The sequence below is a fragment of the Rhizobium sp. WSM1274 genome (assembly GCF_025200775.1).
GTDB classification, from domain to species: domain Bacteria; phylum Pseudomonadota; class Alphaproteobacteria; order Rhizobiales; family Rhizobiaceae; genus Rhizobium; species Rhizobium leguminosarum_I.
Map to the genome: position 1 here is coordinate 104,204 of NZ_CP104142.1, position 14,919 is coordinate 119,122.

14 protein-coding genes are annotated in these 14,919 nt (G+C 62.8%); 5 read left to right on the forward strand and 9 right to left on the reverse strand.

The window, feature by feature from the left end; all coding sequences use genetic code 11:
• The first annotated feature begins 2 nt into the window (after window positions 1-2).
• The 5 genes from N2600_RS33675 to N2600_RS33695 are packed head-to-tail and all read left to right on the forward strand — an operon-like array spanning window position 3 to window position 4,476.
• Entirely contained in the window at window positions 3-845 is an 843-nt protein-coding gene (locus tag N2600_RS33675; protein ID WP_162116709.1) for a carbohydrate ABC transporter permease, read from the forward strand.
• Window positions 845-1,900 carry an ABC transporter ATP-binding protein gene (locus N2600_RS33680; RefSeq protein ID WP_260060170.1) on the forward strand — a complete coding sequence of 352 codons (1,056 nt, stop codon included), beginning with the start codon at window positions 845-847 and terminating at the stop codon, window positions 1,898-1,900. The genes N2600_RS33675 and N2600_RS33680 overlap by 1 nt, the downstream gene beginning before the upstream one ends.
• Window positions 1,900-2,679: a glycerophosphodiester phosphodiesterase gene (locus tag N2600_RS33685; RefSeq protein ID WP_260299921.1), complete on the forward strand. Its 780-nt coding sequence runs from the start codon at window positions 1,900-1,902 to the stop codon at window positions 2,677-2,679. Before N2600_RS33680 ends, N2600_RS33685 begins: the two co-directional genes overlap by 1 nt.
• On the forward strand, window positions 2,663-3,667 hold the full coding sequence (locus N2600_RS33690) for a LacI family DNA-binding transcriptional regulator (protein ID WP_260299922.1): 1,005 nt from the start codon (window positions 2,663-2,665) through the stop codon (window positions 3,665-3,667). Before N2600_RS33685 ends, N2600_RS33690 begins: the two co-directional genes overlap by 17 nt.
• Window positions 3,667-4,476, forward strand: coding sequence for an inositol monophosphatase family protein (locus N2600_RS33695; protein ID WP_260299923.1), 810 nt, complete (start codon window positions 3,667-3,669; stop codon window positions 4,474-4,476). The genes N2600_RS33690 and N2600_RS33695 overlap by 1 nt, the downstream gene beginning before the upstream one ends.
• 47 nt (window positions 4,477-4,523) lie before the next feature.
• On the opposite strand, the gene N2600_RS33700 is transcribed toward N2600_RS33695, so the two are convergent.
• The 9 genes from N2600_RS33700 to N2600_RS33740 all read right to left on the reverse strand — a co-directional run bounded on the left by N2600_RS33700 (window position 4,524) and on the right by N2600_RS33740 (window position 14,918).
• Complete coding sequence (locus N2600_RS33700; RefSeq protein WP_260299924.1) at window positions 4,524-6,182, reverse strand: GGDEF domain-containing protein; 1,659 nt, start codon at window positions 6,180-6,182, stop codon at window positions 4,524-4,526.
• Window positions 6,183-6,309: 127 nt separating this feature from the next.
• Window positions 6,310-7,173 (reverse strand): glycerophosphodiester phosphodiesterase, encoded by an 864-nt coding sequence (locus N2600_RS33705; protein WP_260299925.1) that lies wholly within the window; start codon window positions 7,171-7,173, stop codon window positions 6,310-6,312.
• Window positions 7,174-7,245: 72 nt separating this feature from the next.
• A complete protein-coding gene (locus tag N2600_RS33710) occupies window positions 7,246-8,340 on the reverse strand; it encodes a pyridoxal-phosphate-dependent aminotransferase family protein (protein WP_260299926.1) in 1,095 nt (364 codons plus the stop codon).
• Window positions 8,341-8,351: 11 nt separating this feature from the next.
• Window positions 8,352-9,134 carry an ABC transporter ATP-binding protein gene (locus N2600_RS33715; RefSeq protein WP_260299927.1) on the reverse strand — a complete coding sequence of 261 codons (783 nt, stop codon included), beginning with the start codon at window positions 9,132-9,134 and terminating at the stop codon, window positions 8,352-8,354.
• Complete coding sequence (locus N2600_RS33720) at window positions 9,131-9,922, reverse strand: ABC transporter ATP-binding protein (RefSeq protein ID WP_260299928.1); 792 nt, start codon at window positions 9,920-9,922, stop codon at window positions 9,131-9,133. Before N2600_RS33720 ends, N2600_RS33715 begins: the two co-directional genes overlap by 4 nt.
• The gene (locus N2600_RS33725) at window positions 9,919-10,752 is read right to left on the reverse strand and encodes an ABC transporter permease (RefSeq protein ID WP_170256887.1); all 834 of its coding nucleotides are present in this window, start codon (window positions 10,750-10,752) and stop codon (window positions 9,919-9,921) included. The genes N2600_RS33720 and N2600_RS33725 overlap by 4 nt, the downstream gene beginning before the upstream one ends.
• Window positions 10,749-11,738 (reverse strand): ABC transporter permease, encoded by a 990-nt coding sequence (locus tag N2600_RS33730; RefSeq protein ID WP_260299929.1) that lies wholly within the window; start codon window positions 11,736-11,738, stop codon window positions 10,749-10,751. The genes N2600_RS33725 and N2600_RS33730 overlap by 4 nt, the downstream gene beginning before the upstream one ends.
• A 40-nt stretch (window positions 11,739-11,778) precedes the next feature.
• Window positions 11,779-13,398 (reverse strand): ABC transporter substrate-binding protein, encoded by a 1,620-nt coding sequence (locus N2600_RS33735; protein ID WP_260299930.1) that lies wholly within the window; start codon window positions 13,396-13,398, stop codon window positions 11,779-11,781.
• A gap of 122 nt (window positions 13,399-13,520) precedes the next feature.
• The gene (locus N2600_RS33740) at window positions 13,521-14,918 is read right to left on the reverse strand and encodes an LLM class flavin-dependent oxidoreductase (protein WP_260299931.1); all 1,398 of its coding nucleotides are present in this window, start codon (window positions 14,916-14,918) and stop codon (window positions 13,521-13,523) included.
• Between the last annotated feature and the right edge of the window lies 1 nt (window position 14,919).

The following is a 14,919-nucleotide window of genomic DNA, read 5'->3' on the forward strand; positions in this document are numbered from 1 at the left end:
CCATGGCCGAACGATCGCAGCCCTCGGCAAATTACCGCAGCTGGCCTGTCATATCGGCGCTGACCATCGTCAGCCTGCCGCTGCTCCTGATGTATGTTTATCTCTTCCTCGACACCGTGACGGTCAAGCAGGCGGATGCGCTGCTGCCTTCGGGCTTGACGCTCCAGCACTGGCGCTTCCTGTGGCAGACGACAGAGGGCAAGGCGAACATCTGGCAGGTGACTGTGAATACGCTGCTCTTTGCGGCCTGCACGACCAGCCTCGTGCTTATCGTCTCGTCGATGGCGGGCTACGTGCTGTCACGGCTGAATGTGCCGGCGCGTGGCTTCTTCCTTGCCGGCGTCATGGTGCTGCATGCCTTCCCCTCAGTGACGCTGATCATCGCCATCTTCATCGTGCTGCAGATGATCGGCCTCTACAATTCACTGATCGGCGTTATCCTGGTAAAGGCGGCGATCGACCTGCCGCTCGGCATCTGGTTGATGAAGGGCTTTTACGACACCGTGCCCTGGGAAATCGAGATGGCCGGCGTCGTCGACGGCGCCTCGCGCTTCCGGGTCTGGCGCAGCCTCGTGCTGCCGCAGGTCAAGCCCGGCATCATGGCGCTCGGCCTGTTTTCTTTCCTCTCCGGCTGGGGTGAATTCATCCTGCCGCAGGTGCTGGCGCCTGGTAACCAGGTGCAGGTGCTTTCGGTCTATCTCGCGGCCTTCCTCGCCGACGATAACAACTATGACTTCAACATGTTCAAAGCGGTCGGCGTCTTCTACCTCGTTCCGGTGCTGATCGTTTACGCGCTCTTCAACAAATATCTCATGAACATCTACGGCGGCGGGAGCAAAGGCTGATGCGCATCCTCCTCGACAATTTTTCGAAGAGCTTCGGCTCCACCAAAGTCATCGAGAACATGACGCTTGAAGTGGGCAACGGCGAAATGCTGGCGCTGCTCGGCCCTTCCGGCTGCGGCAAATCGACGACGCTGTTTTCCGTCTGCGGCATCCATCGGCCAAGCGGCGGGCGCATCCTCTTCGGCGACCGCGACGTCACGGACCTGCCCAGCCAGGTCCGCAATGTCGGCGTCGTCTTCCAATCCTATGCGCTCTATCCGCACATGACGGTTGCCGAGAACATCGGCTTTCCGCTGAAGGTGAAGGGCATAGCGGCCGCCGAAATCCGCAAGGAAGTCGACCGCATCGCCACTCTCGTTCACATCGGCAACCTGATGGGCCGCCGGCCAGCCGAGCTTTCCGGCGGCCAGCAGCAGCGCGTGGCCCTGGCGCGGGCGCTGATCCGCAAGCCGGATGTGCTGCTGCTCGACGAGCCGCTCGCCAATCTCGACGCCAAGCTGCGCCTCGAAATGCGATCGGAAATCCGCCGCCTGCAGCGCGAAACCGGCATCACCGCCATTCTCGTCACCCACGACCAGGTGGAGGCGATGAGCATGTGTGACCGCATCGCCATCATGAAGGAAGGCGAGATCGTCCAGATCGCCACGCCGGCCGAAATGTACAACGATCCGAAGACGGCTTTCGTCGCCGGCTTTCTCGGCAATCCGCCGATCACCTTCCTGCGCGGCGTCGTGGACAAGGGCGCCTTCACAATCCCGCAAAGCGAGATCCGCGTGCCGCTGCCGGATACCATCGGCGCCGCCGAGGGCACCAAGCTGATGCTCGGCGTCCGGCCGGAGCATTTTACGCCGGCAGGCGACATCGCCGTGGCGGGCAAGGTCACCTTTGCCGAGACACAGGGTCGCGAGAACCTCTACGACGTGGCTCTTGCCGGCGGGCCGCTGCTACGCTCGATCCAGCCGGTGCGTAGCGATATTCACGTCGGCGACGACGTCCGCTGGGCGATCGACAGCCGCGGCGTCTTCGTCTTCGACGAAAACGGCAGGAGGCTCTGATGCCCCGCGATTTCTCGGCATTTTTCGAGCGTTACGGCTGGCCGTCGGGCAAGGGCCAGCTTCCCTTCTGCATCGGCCATCGCGGCGCCAGCGGCCATGAACGTGAAAACACCATCACCGCCTTCCGCCGCGCCGCCGAACTCGGGGCTGAGATGTGGGAGCTCGACACGCAGTTGACCAAGGACGGCGTGGTCGTCGTCTCGCATGATGACCACCTCGAGCGCGTCTTCGGCATCGACCGCCGCATTTCCGAGATGACGGTTACGGAGCTTGCAGGGCTCGACGGCGTTGACGTGCCGAGTTTTTCGGAGGTGGCCACTCTCGCCAACGAGACCGGAACCGGTCTCTACGTCGAACTCAAAGCGCCCGGAACCGGCTTGCTTTGCTGGCGGCACCTTGCCGAGATGAACCAGCGTTTCGCCTGTCTCGGTTCCTTCGATACGGCTCAGGTGCGCGAACTCCGCGACGCCGCCTGCGATTTTCCGCTTTCCGTGCTGATCCGTGTCGGCCACGATCCGCATGCGCTCGGCGACGAGGCCGGCGCCGATATCCTGCATCTTTGCTGGGAGAGGGCAGGCGAGCGTCCGCAGGATCTGGTGACCGACGCGTTGATGCGTCGCGCCTTCGAGGAAGGCCGCGAGATCGTGCTTTGGCACGAGGAACGGCCGGCCATCCTCGCTGATATCATGAAACTTCCGGTTCTCGGCATCTGCACGGATCTGCCCGATCTGATGCGGCCACCGGCAGGGAGGGAAAAAGCAGTTGGCAGACAAGGATAAGGGACCGCGCAAGGTAACCTCCTTCGACGTGGCGCGCGTGGCCGGCGTCTCGCGCGCTGCCGTGTCGCGTGCCTTCACGCCGGATGCCAGCGTCTCGCCGAAGACGCGCGAAAAGGTCTACCAAGCCGCCAAGGAACTCGGCTACCGGGTGAACTATCTTGCCCGAAGCCTGACCAACAAACGCTCCGATCTCGTCGGCCTCGTCGCGGCCGGCCTCGACAATCCGTTCCGCACGCTGCAGATCGAGAATCTGGCAAGAGTGCTGCTCGCCCGCAATTTCCGCCCCATCCTGCTGCCAACCTCGCCGGAGGCCGATACTTCGACGGTCATCGGCCAACTGCTGCATTACGCCGTATCAGGCGTTATCGTCACCTCGGATGCCCCGCCGACCGAGATCTGCGAGCAATGCGCGGCCGAGGGCGTGCCGATCGTGCTGATTAACAAGGGCAACGACATCCCCTTCGTAGACCGCATCATCTCCGATGATTGTATGGCCGGCCATCTCGCCGCAACCCACCTGATCGGCAGCGGCGTGCAAAGGCCCGCCGTGATGGCCGCACCTGCCATATCCTATACGGCGCGGCGACGCAGCGAGGCCTTCATCGCGCGATGCAAGCAGCTCGGCGTCGAGGCCGAGTTCGTGCAGGTCAGGATCAACGACTACCGGAGCGGCTACGATGCGGCTGCTGAACTTGCCGCATCCGGCATCGACGGACTGTTTTGCGCCAATGATTACATGGCCTGCGGCGTCATCGACCGGATCATGCAGGGCCGCGGCCGCGATGATGCGCCGCCGCTCTCCATCATCGGCCATGACGACATTCCTCAGGCGAGCTGGACCGCCTACGATCTCACGACCATCCGCCAACCCTGCGACGTCCAGGCCGAAAAGACGGTCGACCTGCTGATGAGCCGGATTGTCGAGCCGGACCTGACGGCGCGTGTCGAATTTACGCCAGTGACACTGATCAGAAGAAGGACTGCCTGATGAATGCCGCATTCGATCCCGCCGCCATCCGCGCACGGGCGGAGGTCGCGATCACCGTTGCTCTCGAAGTCGGGCGGGAAACCGCCCGGTTTCGGCACGATTCCGACTCCGGCTCGCTCACCGTCGAGAACAAGGGATTGCAGGATTTCGTCACCATCGCCGACAGGAGGGCCGAGCAGGCAATCCGCGACGGCCTGCTCTCGCGCTTTCCCGATGATACGTTCATGGGCGAAGAGAGCGGCGGGCGATCGGGTAAGGGCGGCACCTGGGTCGTCGATCCGATCGACGGCACGACCAACTATATCCGGGGCTTCCGGCACTGGGGCGTCTCGATCGCCTTCGTCGTCGGCGGAAAGGTGGAGATCGGCGTGGTTTACGACGCCGCCGGAGACAAGGTCTTTCACGCCGTGCGCGGCGGTGGCGCCTTCAAGGACGGGATTCCGGTCCATGCGGCTGCGACCGTCGATCCGGCCAATGCCCTTGTCATTCTCGGCCATTCCCGCAAGACGAGCTTCGACGACCATCTCGCGCTCTCGCGGCGGCTCCATGAACGGGGCATGGATTATCGCCGCATGGGTGCTGCCGCCATCGACCTCGTTCGCGTCGCCGAGGGTGCCGCCGATCTCTACTATGAACGCCACCTCAATGCCTGGGACATGCTCGCCGGCGCGCTGATCGCCGAAGAGGCCGGCGCGATTGTGGCGATGCCGTCGGTCGACAGGCTGCTTGCGCAGGGCGGTCCTGTCATCGCCCACTCGCCGGGGCTTGCCGGCGAATTCGCCTTTATCCTCGACATCGAGGGGTTATAGATACACCATTACCACAGACGCGACACCTGATTGGAGAACTGCGAGCGCTACCAAACAACGCGATTGCGACCGGTCTTTTTCGCCGCATAAAGATTATGATCGGCGATCGCCAAAACCTCGTTCGGAGACTTGGCAGACAGGGTACTGGCGAGACCTATGCTGATCGTGACGTGCAGCCCGTTGCAGATCTCAGACCATTCCCATCGTTCAATGGCTGAACGCAGCCTCTCACAGAGATCTGCGGCGCCTCGGGGAGCGCCGGCGAACAGGACGACGAACTCCTCGCCGCCAAAGCGAATTGCCTGATCGGTAATGCGCAACTGGCTGCGCAATATAGTTCCAATGGCACCCAGGACCCGGTCGCCGATCATGTGAGAGAAGTTGTCGTTGATCGACTTGAAGTGGTCGACATCCAGCATCGCGATGGAATATGGGCGCTTCTCAGATGTCAACTCTTTGAAGCGGCTGTCGAGATATTTGCGGTTATAGAGCCCGGTCAGTACGTCCAGATAGACGGCACTGGCAAGGATATCGGTTTGCTCCTGCAATTTCTGATAGGAGGCCTCCAGAGTTTCTGCGCGCTTCGACTCCGTTTCGGCAACTTCTTTAAACCGCCTGGTTTCATAGTAGATTTCGGCGAGACGTGCGCGCTGCTGGGTTTTTTCGGCACTATTGCGCAAATAGGCTTGGTGGTATTTTTTATGCGCCGCCAGCGCCGGATCGAACTGTCCCAGCCCCTCATAGGCCTGCGACAGATAGAGATAGATCAGGATACAGGAATCGAAACTGCCGCCTGCGTCGATCAGCTCCATCGCCTCGAGCAGCGGCGACAGGGCTTCTTCGAATTTTCCGGAATTGTTGTAGATCTGGCCCAGGGTGTAGAGATATTGCTGCCTGTCCCTGATATAGCTGTTCTCTTGGAATAGCCGGTAGCGGACCATACACTGGAGCGCCTCGTCATGTTCGCCCAGGTGACTGTGGAACTCGGCTTTATTGCCGAGACAGATGCGAGCCGCCCAGCTGTCGCCGGTCTCGATTGCCATGTCGAGTGCCAGTTTGGTCAGTTCCAGCGCTCTCACCAGCACCTGGCGTCCTTCCTCAGGCCGACCGAGCGCCTCCGCGATATATCCGGCTTCCGAATGAGCGCCGCCGAGATTGATGAGCCACCAGCCTTCATAGGTCTTGTTGCCGATCGATCTGGCGAGTGCGACGGACCTCTCGCTCATCAAGATGGCCCGGTCGGGCTGCTTGTTGTACCAGAAGATAATTCCGATGACGTTGGTCGCCAGGCTTTGCGCTTTCGGGTCTGCGGTCTTGTCTGCCAGATCCAACGCGCGGGTCGCTTCTTCGATCGCTTCCTCCGGCAATCCCAGTTCCAAGAGCAACCACCCAAAATAGGCCCGGGCATAGGATTCCTGTTTGGGTTCCCCGCTCAATTTCCAAAAGTCTACCGCCCGCCGGATATGCGTCAGTCCAAGTTCGGCCTTGCCGATTTGAAAACAGTACCAGGCAATGTCGGTGTCGCATTGCGCGGCGAGGCGATCGTCGCCCCGAGCCTCGGCATCAACAAGGATTTCGCCGGCCAGTGTGAGTGCCTCAAGCGAACGGCCTGTACACCCAAGATGCCACGCTTCTTGCAAGTTGGGATTTGTTTGCTGAGTAATTGCTTCGGTATCAACGCCTTGCATATTATCGAACACCAACATTTGTCTGCTGATATGGATAGCATTAGAAGTTTAAAATGATGCAAAATTCCAAAAAGCCCGCGACAAGCCCGGAAATAGGCTATCGAATATCTCCACACCTTCGACATGACGCCGCATAATCCGCCGGTTAAGCCGTCATCCGCCGGTGCCAGTCGCGTTCTGTCGCCGGCGCCTCGTCGGTGGTGATCTGATCCGGCTTCAGAGCCATCAGTGCCGAAAAGCTTTGCCATTCCTGTTCGCTGAAACCGGCTTCCGGATCCTTCAGGGTGAAGGTCCAGGCATCGACGCGCTTGCCTTCGTCCTGGCAGAGCGCGATCAAGTCGAGACCTTGATTGGCGGCATCCAGGATCAACGGCCAGTGGAGATAGATCGTGTCCGGTTCGGACGGGCCGCTGAGGTCGGCGCGCAATTCCGTCTCGACCGCCTTCCAGCCACTGGCCTTGCTGATATCGTAGAGCTTGTCGGTGGGATCGATGCCGCGCAGGAGGTGGGGAAGCTTCTCCTTGACCGCGACGATGAGATCGAGACTGCCGCCGCTGACGATCACCGAGGCGGCGATATCCCTAAAATGCGTTGCCAGATGCGCGATGCCCCTGGCGCCGATTGCTTTAAAGTCATCCTTCATGTCGAATTGCAGCAATGCGGTTGGGTGCGTCGATTGCATCATGGCGGCGAGATCCTCGCTGAAGATCAGCGGCCGGTCGCCCTCTTGCATCCTGATATCGCCGAGGTCGCCGATGCTCTTTTCGGCGACCGACCCATGTCCTGTCGTCTCGCCTTCGAGATCCTCATCGTGCAGCACGACGAAACCGCCGTCGGCACGCACGCGCAGATCGAGCTCCATCGAGGCGCCTGCTGCAAATCCCTCCGCCATCACCTCGGCTGAGAACAACGGATCGGCAAACCGCTTGCGCAACCGGTGCCATTTCAAGCGGGTGCGGTGCCCCTCATGTGAGATCTCCAGGCCCTGCGCATCCAGCAATCTTGTCATCTGCACCAAGTCTCCACGATTGCTACTCTCCTGCCTTGATGAACCATGATTATCAAGGGCAGAATATGGCTTTCATCGACTGTAGGCTGCGGATATTGCCTCCGAAGCGGCTGATATATCCGAGGGATGGCCTGCTTGCCTGAGGGCGGCGCCATATGCCACGACATTCGACAGCACCGTCTGGAATGCGGCGCGCCAACCCGTGTGGTGCAGGCGCACGAGACGGGCCGGCGCGGTTCCGACGCCTTCGCTCAGCTCGACCCCGAGCTGACCGGCAGCTGCGATCAGCGCGGCAGGCACGAGCGCCTCCGGCAGCGGCACCGCCGTCACCAGGTTCGACGCTTTTGCGGCCGGCACCCAAGCCGGGGCTCCGAGTGCGGCAAGCCCCGCTCGTGTCGCCGATGCCGCCAGTGCATGGCGAGCGACGACATTCTCCAGGCCTTCGGCCTCGATGCGGTCGAGCGCCGTCTCCAGCGCGAAGAATTCCAGCGGCGCCGGTGTTCCCGGCAGGCCACGCCGTCCGCCGTCGACCCATGACTTCTGATCCGCCAACGACAAGATCGAATCGCGCGGTGCGCCGTCACTGAGCATCAGATCCCAGGCCCTGCCGCTGACCGAAAGCGCGGACAGGCCAGCCGGACCGCCTAGCGCCTTCTGCGGGCCGATCACGGCGATGTCGATGCCGAGACCGTCGACATCGAGCTGATGGCCGCCGATCGAGGCGACCGCATCGACGACGGTGACGATGCCGCGAGCCCGGGCAAGCGCCAGTATCTCGGGCAGGGGGTTGAGAATGCCGCTCGCGGATTCGGCATGAACCAGCGCGAGCACATCGATGTGAGGACCGGCGTCGAGCGCTTTTGCGACTGCTTCGATCTCGATCGGCAGGCCCGGTTCGGCGATGATATCGGCGACCGCCGCGCCACCCCGCCGCAGCCATTGACCGAACCAGCCGCCATAGGGGCTGGTGATGATGTTGAGGGCTGAAAGGCCGGGGCGCGCAAGGCTGACCGCCGCCGCCTCCAGCGCCACCACCGCCTCGGCCTGCACCAGCAATATATCGTTGCGGCTGCGCAATATGCCGCCGATTCTGTCGGCGAGAACGGCGTAGCGCTCCGCGGGATAGGAGGGCACGCCATGCAGGGGATTCCAACCAAGATCGGACATGGATACTTCCTTCAGCAAGGATCGGTCACGAGACGAGGGACGGCGGCAATAAGCGCGCGGGCGGCATCGGATTGCGGCGCGGCAACGACCGTCGTTACCGCGCCGGTCTCGACGATCCGTCCGCCATCCATGACCGCGATGCGGTGGGAGACGGCCCGGACCACGGCAAGATCGTGCGAAATGAACAGGCAGGCAATGCCCTGTTCTTTCTGCAGATCGACCAGGAGTTCGAGGATCCGGCCGCGCACGGTCACATCGAGCGCCGAGACCGCCTCGTCGAGCACCAGCAGCGACGGCCGCGTCGCAATCGCCCGCGCAATCGCCACGCGCTGGCGCTGGCCGCCGGAGAGCGAACGCACCGGCCGGGCGGCATGACTTGGGGTAAGGCCGACTCGCTCGAGCAGCTTGGCGATCTCGCGAGGACGTCGATCTTTCGCGACAACGCCGTGGATGCGAAGCGGATCATCGAGCACTGTATCGACGCTCGCCAGGGAATTGAAGGCGGCGAGCGGATCCTGGAACACCATCTGCATACGCGCCCGCCGGCGGCGCAAAGACGCGCCATTCAGCGCGAGCCAATCCTCTCCTTCAAAACGGATCGAGCCGGCATCGGCGCTCAGAAGCCGCAGCAGGATGCGCGACAGCGTCGATTTTCCACTGCCGGAGGCGCCGACGAGACCGAGCGTTTCCCCGGCCGCAATGGTGAGCGACACATTATCGAGGGCAGCAATCCGGCGTCCCGCAGAAGAATACCCTTTCGACAGGTTCTCGATGGAAAGCAGCCTGTCGTTCATGACGGCACCTCCGCGATCAGCGGCGGCGTCGCGAGGTCGCGATGGCTGGCGATAAGGGCGGCTGTATAGTCGCTCTCAGGCGCCGAAAGCACCGAGCGGACCGGACCTGCCTCGACCAGTCTCGCATTGCGGAAAACGGCCATGCGGTCGACGAAGCCGGAGGCAAGCGCGATGTCGTGGGTGATGAAGACAAGCGTCATGCCGTCTTCGCGTACCAGCCCGTCGAGCAGGCGGACGATCTCGGCCTGAACGACGACGTCGAGCGCGCTGGTCGCCTCGTCGGCGATCAGCAGGGCAGGTCTCGCGGCGATGGCAGCGGCAATCGCCACACGCTGGCGCTGGCCGCCGGAGAGCTGATGCGGAAAGGCCCGCATCGTCTTGTCAGGCTGCGGTATCCGCATCCGCCCAAGCAGCTCCTCGGCCCTGACATAGGCCTGTTTCCAGCTGAGGCCGAGATGGCGCCTGGCGCCCTCGGCGATCTGCTCGCCGATCGTCAGGACGGGATTGAGACTGGAGCCCGGATCCTGGAAGACAAAGCCGAAATCGCGGCCGGGGCGGGGCGGACGCCCAAGCTCCGGCCAGACTATCTCGCCGCCGACCTTCGCTTCCTCCGGCAGCAGACCGGCAAGGGCACGGGCGAGCGTGCTCTTGCCGGAGCCGCTTTCGCCAATGATCGCCAGCCTTTCGCCGGCGGCGATATCGAGATCGATACCGTCGAGCGCGGCCGCGCCGCTTCTCTCGCGCCCGTAGGTGACCGAAAGCTGTCGCAGGCTGCAGAAAATGCTCATGCCGCCCTCGCATCGTCATCGCCGAGCACCTTGCCGAGGCCTTCGCTGAAGAGATGGACGCCGAGCACGGTGATGGCGAGTGCCGCACCCGGTATGACGGAGAGATAGGACGCCGAACGCAACACGCTGCGGCCCTCGGCAATCATCGAACCCCAGGTTGCGATATTGGGATTGCCCAGGCCCAGGAAGGACAACGCTGCTTCGGTGAGGATCGCGCCGGCGACGATGGTGGCCGAAAGCGCCAGCACCGGCGGCAGCGCGTTCGGCAGGATTTCCCGGAAGGCGATCTCGGCCGGATGCATGCCGATCACCCTTGCCGAGGCGACATAATCCTGCTCACGGATCGCAAGCACCTGCGCCCTCGTCAGCCGCGCCGGATCGGCCCAGGTGCCGAGTGCGATGGCAAAAACGACAACGGGCGTCGAGACCCCGATGGTGCTGACGAAAGCAAGAGCGAGCAGGAAAGCCGGCACGATCTGGAAGGCGTCGACCACCCGCATCAGCGCCTCGTCAATGAGCCCGCCGGCAAAACCGGCCGCAAGGCCGACGCAGAGCCCCAGCACCATGGCCGAGAACGCCGCCGCAAGGCCAACGGCAAGCGAGGTTCTGGCACCATAGAGCAGGCCCGCCAGCACGTCGCGACCGAGCCGGTCGGTGCCGAGCAGAAAACCCCGATCGGCGAACGGCGCCAGCAGTGCGCGGCCGGCGATCCTCAACGGATCGCCCGGTGAAAGGATGGGAGCGAGCAGCCCGGCCGAAAGCAGGACGAAAAGGATTGCAAATCCTGCCGCACCTTCCGGCGTGCGCAGCAGTCGCCACAGCCAGTTCATGCGCCGCCCTCCGATGCGCCGATGCGCGGGTCGAGTGCGGCATAGACGAGATCGACGAGGAAATTGACCGAGATGACCAAGACGGCGCTGATGACGATGATGCCCATCAGCAGCGGCGCGTCACGGCCGTTGACCGCCTCCTGCGCCAGCCGCCCGAAGCCCGGGATTGCAAAGATGCTCTCGATCACCACGCTGCCGCCGAGCATGGCGGCCGATTGCAGCCCGAGCATGGTGACGAGCGGCAGCAGCGCATTGCGCGCCACGTGGCGCAGCGTGATGCGGCTCCGCGATAGACCCTTGGTCCGGGCGAAGAGCACGAAATCGAGCTTCCAGGCCTCGGCCATGCCGCTGCGCATCACCCGCAGGAACAAGGCGAGATAGATCAGGGCGAGTGCGCTCACCGGCAGAACCAGGTGATCTGATATATCGAGCGCGCGCGAAAATCCTGCCTTGCCGGAAGCGATCGTCTCGACGCCGGCGATGGGAAACCAGCGCAGCTTCACCGAGAAAGCAATGCTCAGGACCAGACCGAGCCAGAAGCTCGGAATGGCATAGACGATCAGCGAGCCGATCGACAGCAATCGGTCCCGCAGGCTGCCCGGCCGCGCCCCGGCAAGGATGCCGAGCGCCGAGCCGAGGCCGAAGGAGAGTGCCGTCGCACTGCCCATCAGGAGCAGCGTATTGGGCAGGCGTTCGGCAATAAGCGTACCGACTGGCCGGCCGAAGGCGACCGACCAGCCGAGATCGAGCCGCGCCAGCGAGGAAAGATAGAGCCAGAGGCGCGCAAGAACGGACCGGTCGAGGCCGTAGCTCTCGCGCAGTGACTGCCTCAGTGCGGCGTCGCCGCCGCCGATGGAACCGAGATAGGCGTCGACGGCATCGCCCGAGGCGGATTCAAGCAAGAAAAAGGTGAAGATCACCACGATCAGCAGCACTGGAATGCTGCTGATCGCCCTGCGCCTCAGGAGGATGATTGCACGTCTCACGCCGGACAGGGCCTCTGAAAGAGAATTGCCGCCGATCCTATCACGATTGCAGCGCGGTATCGCCCCAGTTCGAGACGGCCCAGCGCGGGTTGTTCGAGACGTTGAGCACGGTGTCGCGCGCGACGGTGATGAAGCCCCATTCCGCAACGTTGATCAGCGGGAGGTCGGCGACGACCAACTGCTGGAACTTGCGGTAGAGATCGGTGCGCGCCGCCGTGTCGATGGTTTCGGATGCCTGCTGGATGATCTTGTCGAGTTCCGGATTGACGTAGCCGCCCTGATTGGAGAAGGGAACGCCGGCTGGCGTCCCGGACTGGACGAGAATGGTGGTGGAGATCGCCGGATCGCCGCGGAAGACCGGCGGGCCGACGGCGAGATCGAAGTCGTGATCGGTATAAACAGCTTTCTGGTGCGCGGCCGCATCGGCATTGACAATCTCGGCATTGATGCCGATCACGGCCAGCGCCTGGCGAAGGTAATCGCCGAACTGGCGAGTTTCGTTGAAATAGGGCGCGGGGCGAAGCTTCAGCGTGAATCGGTTGCCGTCCGCCCCTTGCTTGTATCCTGCCTTGTCGAGGATGTCGTTGGCGGCGGCAGGGTTGAAATCATAGGCCGCGACATCCGGCGTGTAGAACTGCGGCGCATTCTTCGGCACGGGACCGGTGGAGGCGGCGGCGTAGCCGAGGAAGATCGTGTCGACCACGAATTTCTTGTCGATCGCCTGGGCGATTGCTTGGCGTACCCTGAGATCTGCCAGCTCCTTGCGGCGGTGATTGATCTCGACGACGAGCTGGTAGGTCAGGGCCTCATAGCCCTTCGAGATCACCTTGATGCCGGCGACCTTCGAGATACGATCGAGATCGGCCAGCGGCACAGCCGAGAAGGCGGCAAGCTGGATTTCGTCGGCTTCGAGCGCCGAACCTGCCGCTTCACGATCGGGCAGCACGCGGAAGATGATCTCGTCGAGTTTCGGCTGGTCCTTGTCCCAGTAATTCTCGTTGCGCGCCAGCCGGTAATATTCGCCGGCCTTGTGTTCGGCGAACTTGAAGGGACCGGTGCCGACGAGCGTGTTGTTGGCTGGGTTGGTGGCGATGTCGGTCCCGTCGAAGATGTGCTTGGCGACGACGCTGGTCACGACAGGCAGCGCGTTGCGGATCAGCTGGAACGGCGTCGGCTTGGAGAAGCGGAAAATGGCGGTGTAATCGTCAGGCGTGTCGACGGCTTCGAGATTGGCGAAGACCAGGCGGCCGAGATTCTGCAGCGGTTTCCAGATATTGAGCGCGGAAAAGGCGACATCGACCGAGGTGAACGGCTTGCCGTCGTGCCAGGTCACGCCGTCGCGTAGCTTGAAGATGACGGAGAGGCCGTCGGCCGAGCCCTCCCAGGAGGTGGCGAGGCGCGGCGAGAGCCCGTCCTTGCCGTCGAACGACGCTTCGGCCAGCGGCTCGATCACCTTGCTTGCGATGAAGAAAACGCCGTTCGAGGCGACGATTGCAGGATTGAGGTTCTTCGGCTCGGAATCGGCGGCAACGATCAGCCGGCCGCCGCCCGGGTTGGTCTGCGCTGTCTGCCCGAGCGCCTGCCGGGCGAGCGCCGTCGAGGCAAGCAGCAGGGCGGTGCCCTTCATCAGCGTGCGCCGCGAGATAGATGATACGGTCATGACCCCTCCTGATCGGTGAAATTCGGGTGCCTATATTCGGGGCGAAATGCAAATTGTCACAGAGGTTAGATTCGAATGGTTGGACTGGGCGAGATATTTTTTGTCACCCAGCCATTATTGGCTCAGCCGTTGACCGCGACACGTGCCGGCTCGCCGAAGAGATTGCGATAAGCGGCACCCGGATGCGGCGCGACGAGACGCGGCCCCTTGCCGCCCAGTTTTTCCCGCAGCGTTCCCTTGGCGTAGTCGGTCTTGTAGACGCCGCGCTTCTGCAGTTCCGGCACCAGCAGATCGACGGTATCCTCGAAACTCTCGGGCGTCACGGCATAGGCAAGATTGAAGCCGTCGACATCGGTATCCTCGATCCATTCCTGCACCAGGTCGGCGACCGTTTGCGGGGAGCCGACGAAAACAGGGCCGAAACCGCCGATGCCGACCCAGTCGGCCATTTCGCGCACGGTCCATTCCTTCGTGGGATCGATTGTCGTGAAGGTCTCGACGGCCGATTGCACCGCATTGGTATGGCGGTGCCGCAGCACCTCGTCCGGCCCGAACTGGCCGAAATCGATGCCGGTCCAGCCGGAGATCAGCGTCAGCGCGCCCTCGAAGGAGGCGTATTTGCGGTATTCGTTGAACTTCCGCTGTGCTTCCGCATCGGTCTCGCCGAGGATGATGGTCTGCAGGTTGAAGGCAAGGATTTCGCGCGGGTTGCGGCCGACCCGTTCGGCCGCCTCGCGGACATTGGCGACGTAGCGCTTCAGCACGGGTTTCGACGGGGAGGCGACGAAAATGCATTCGGCATGGGCGCCGGCGAAATCCTTGCCGCGGCTGGAGGCGCCGGCCTGGTAGAGCACCGGTGTACGTTGCGGCGAGGGTTCGCTCAAGTGAATGCCGGGCACGTTGAAATGCCTGCCGGAATGGCGGATCGGGTGGACCTTGTCAGGATGGGTGAAGATACCGCTTTCCCGGTCGCGGACGACGGCGCCGTCCTCCCAGCTTCCCTCCCAGAGCTTGTAGCAGACCTCGAGATATTCCTCAGCAAGGTCGTAGCGGTCATCATGCTTCGTCTGCGCCGGCTGGCCGATATTGAGCGCGCCGCTGTTGAGGTAGGAGGTAACGATATTCCAGCCGACACGCCCCTTGGTCAGGTGGTCGAGTGTCGAGATGCGGCGGGCGAAGGTATAAGGATGCTCGAAGGAGAGCGACGCCGTCAGGCCGAAGCCGAGATGCTCGGTCGCGTAGGCCATGGTTGGAATGAGCTGCAGCGGATCGTTGACCGGCACCTGCGCCGAATGGCGAAGTGCGGCATCGACATTGCCGTTCAGCACATCGTAGACGCCAAGCACGTCGGCGATGAACAGCCCGTCGAACCTGCCGCGCTCCAGCGTCTTTGCCAGATGCACCCAGTAGTCGAGATCCTTGTAGGTTGAGGACTTGTCGCGCGGATGGCGCCAGAGCCCCGGCGACTGGTGTCCGACGCAATTCATATCGAAGGCGTTCAGCCTGATTTCGCGGGTCATG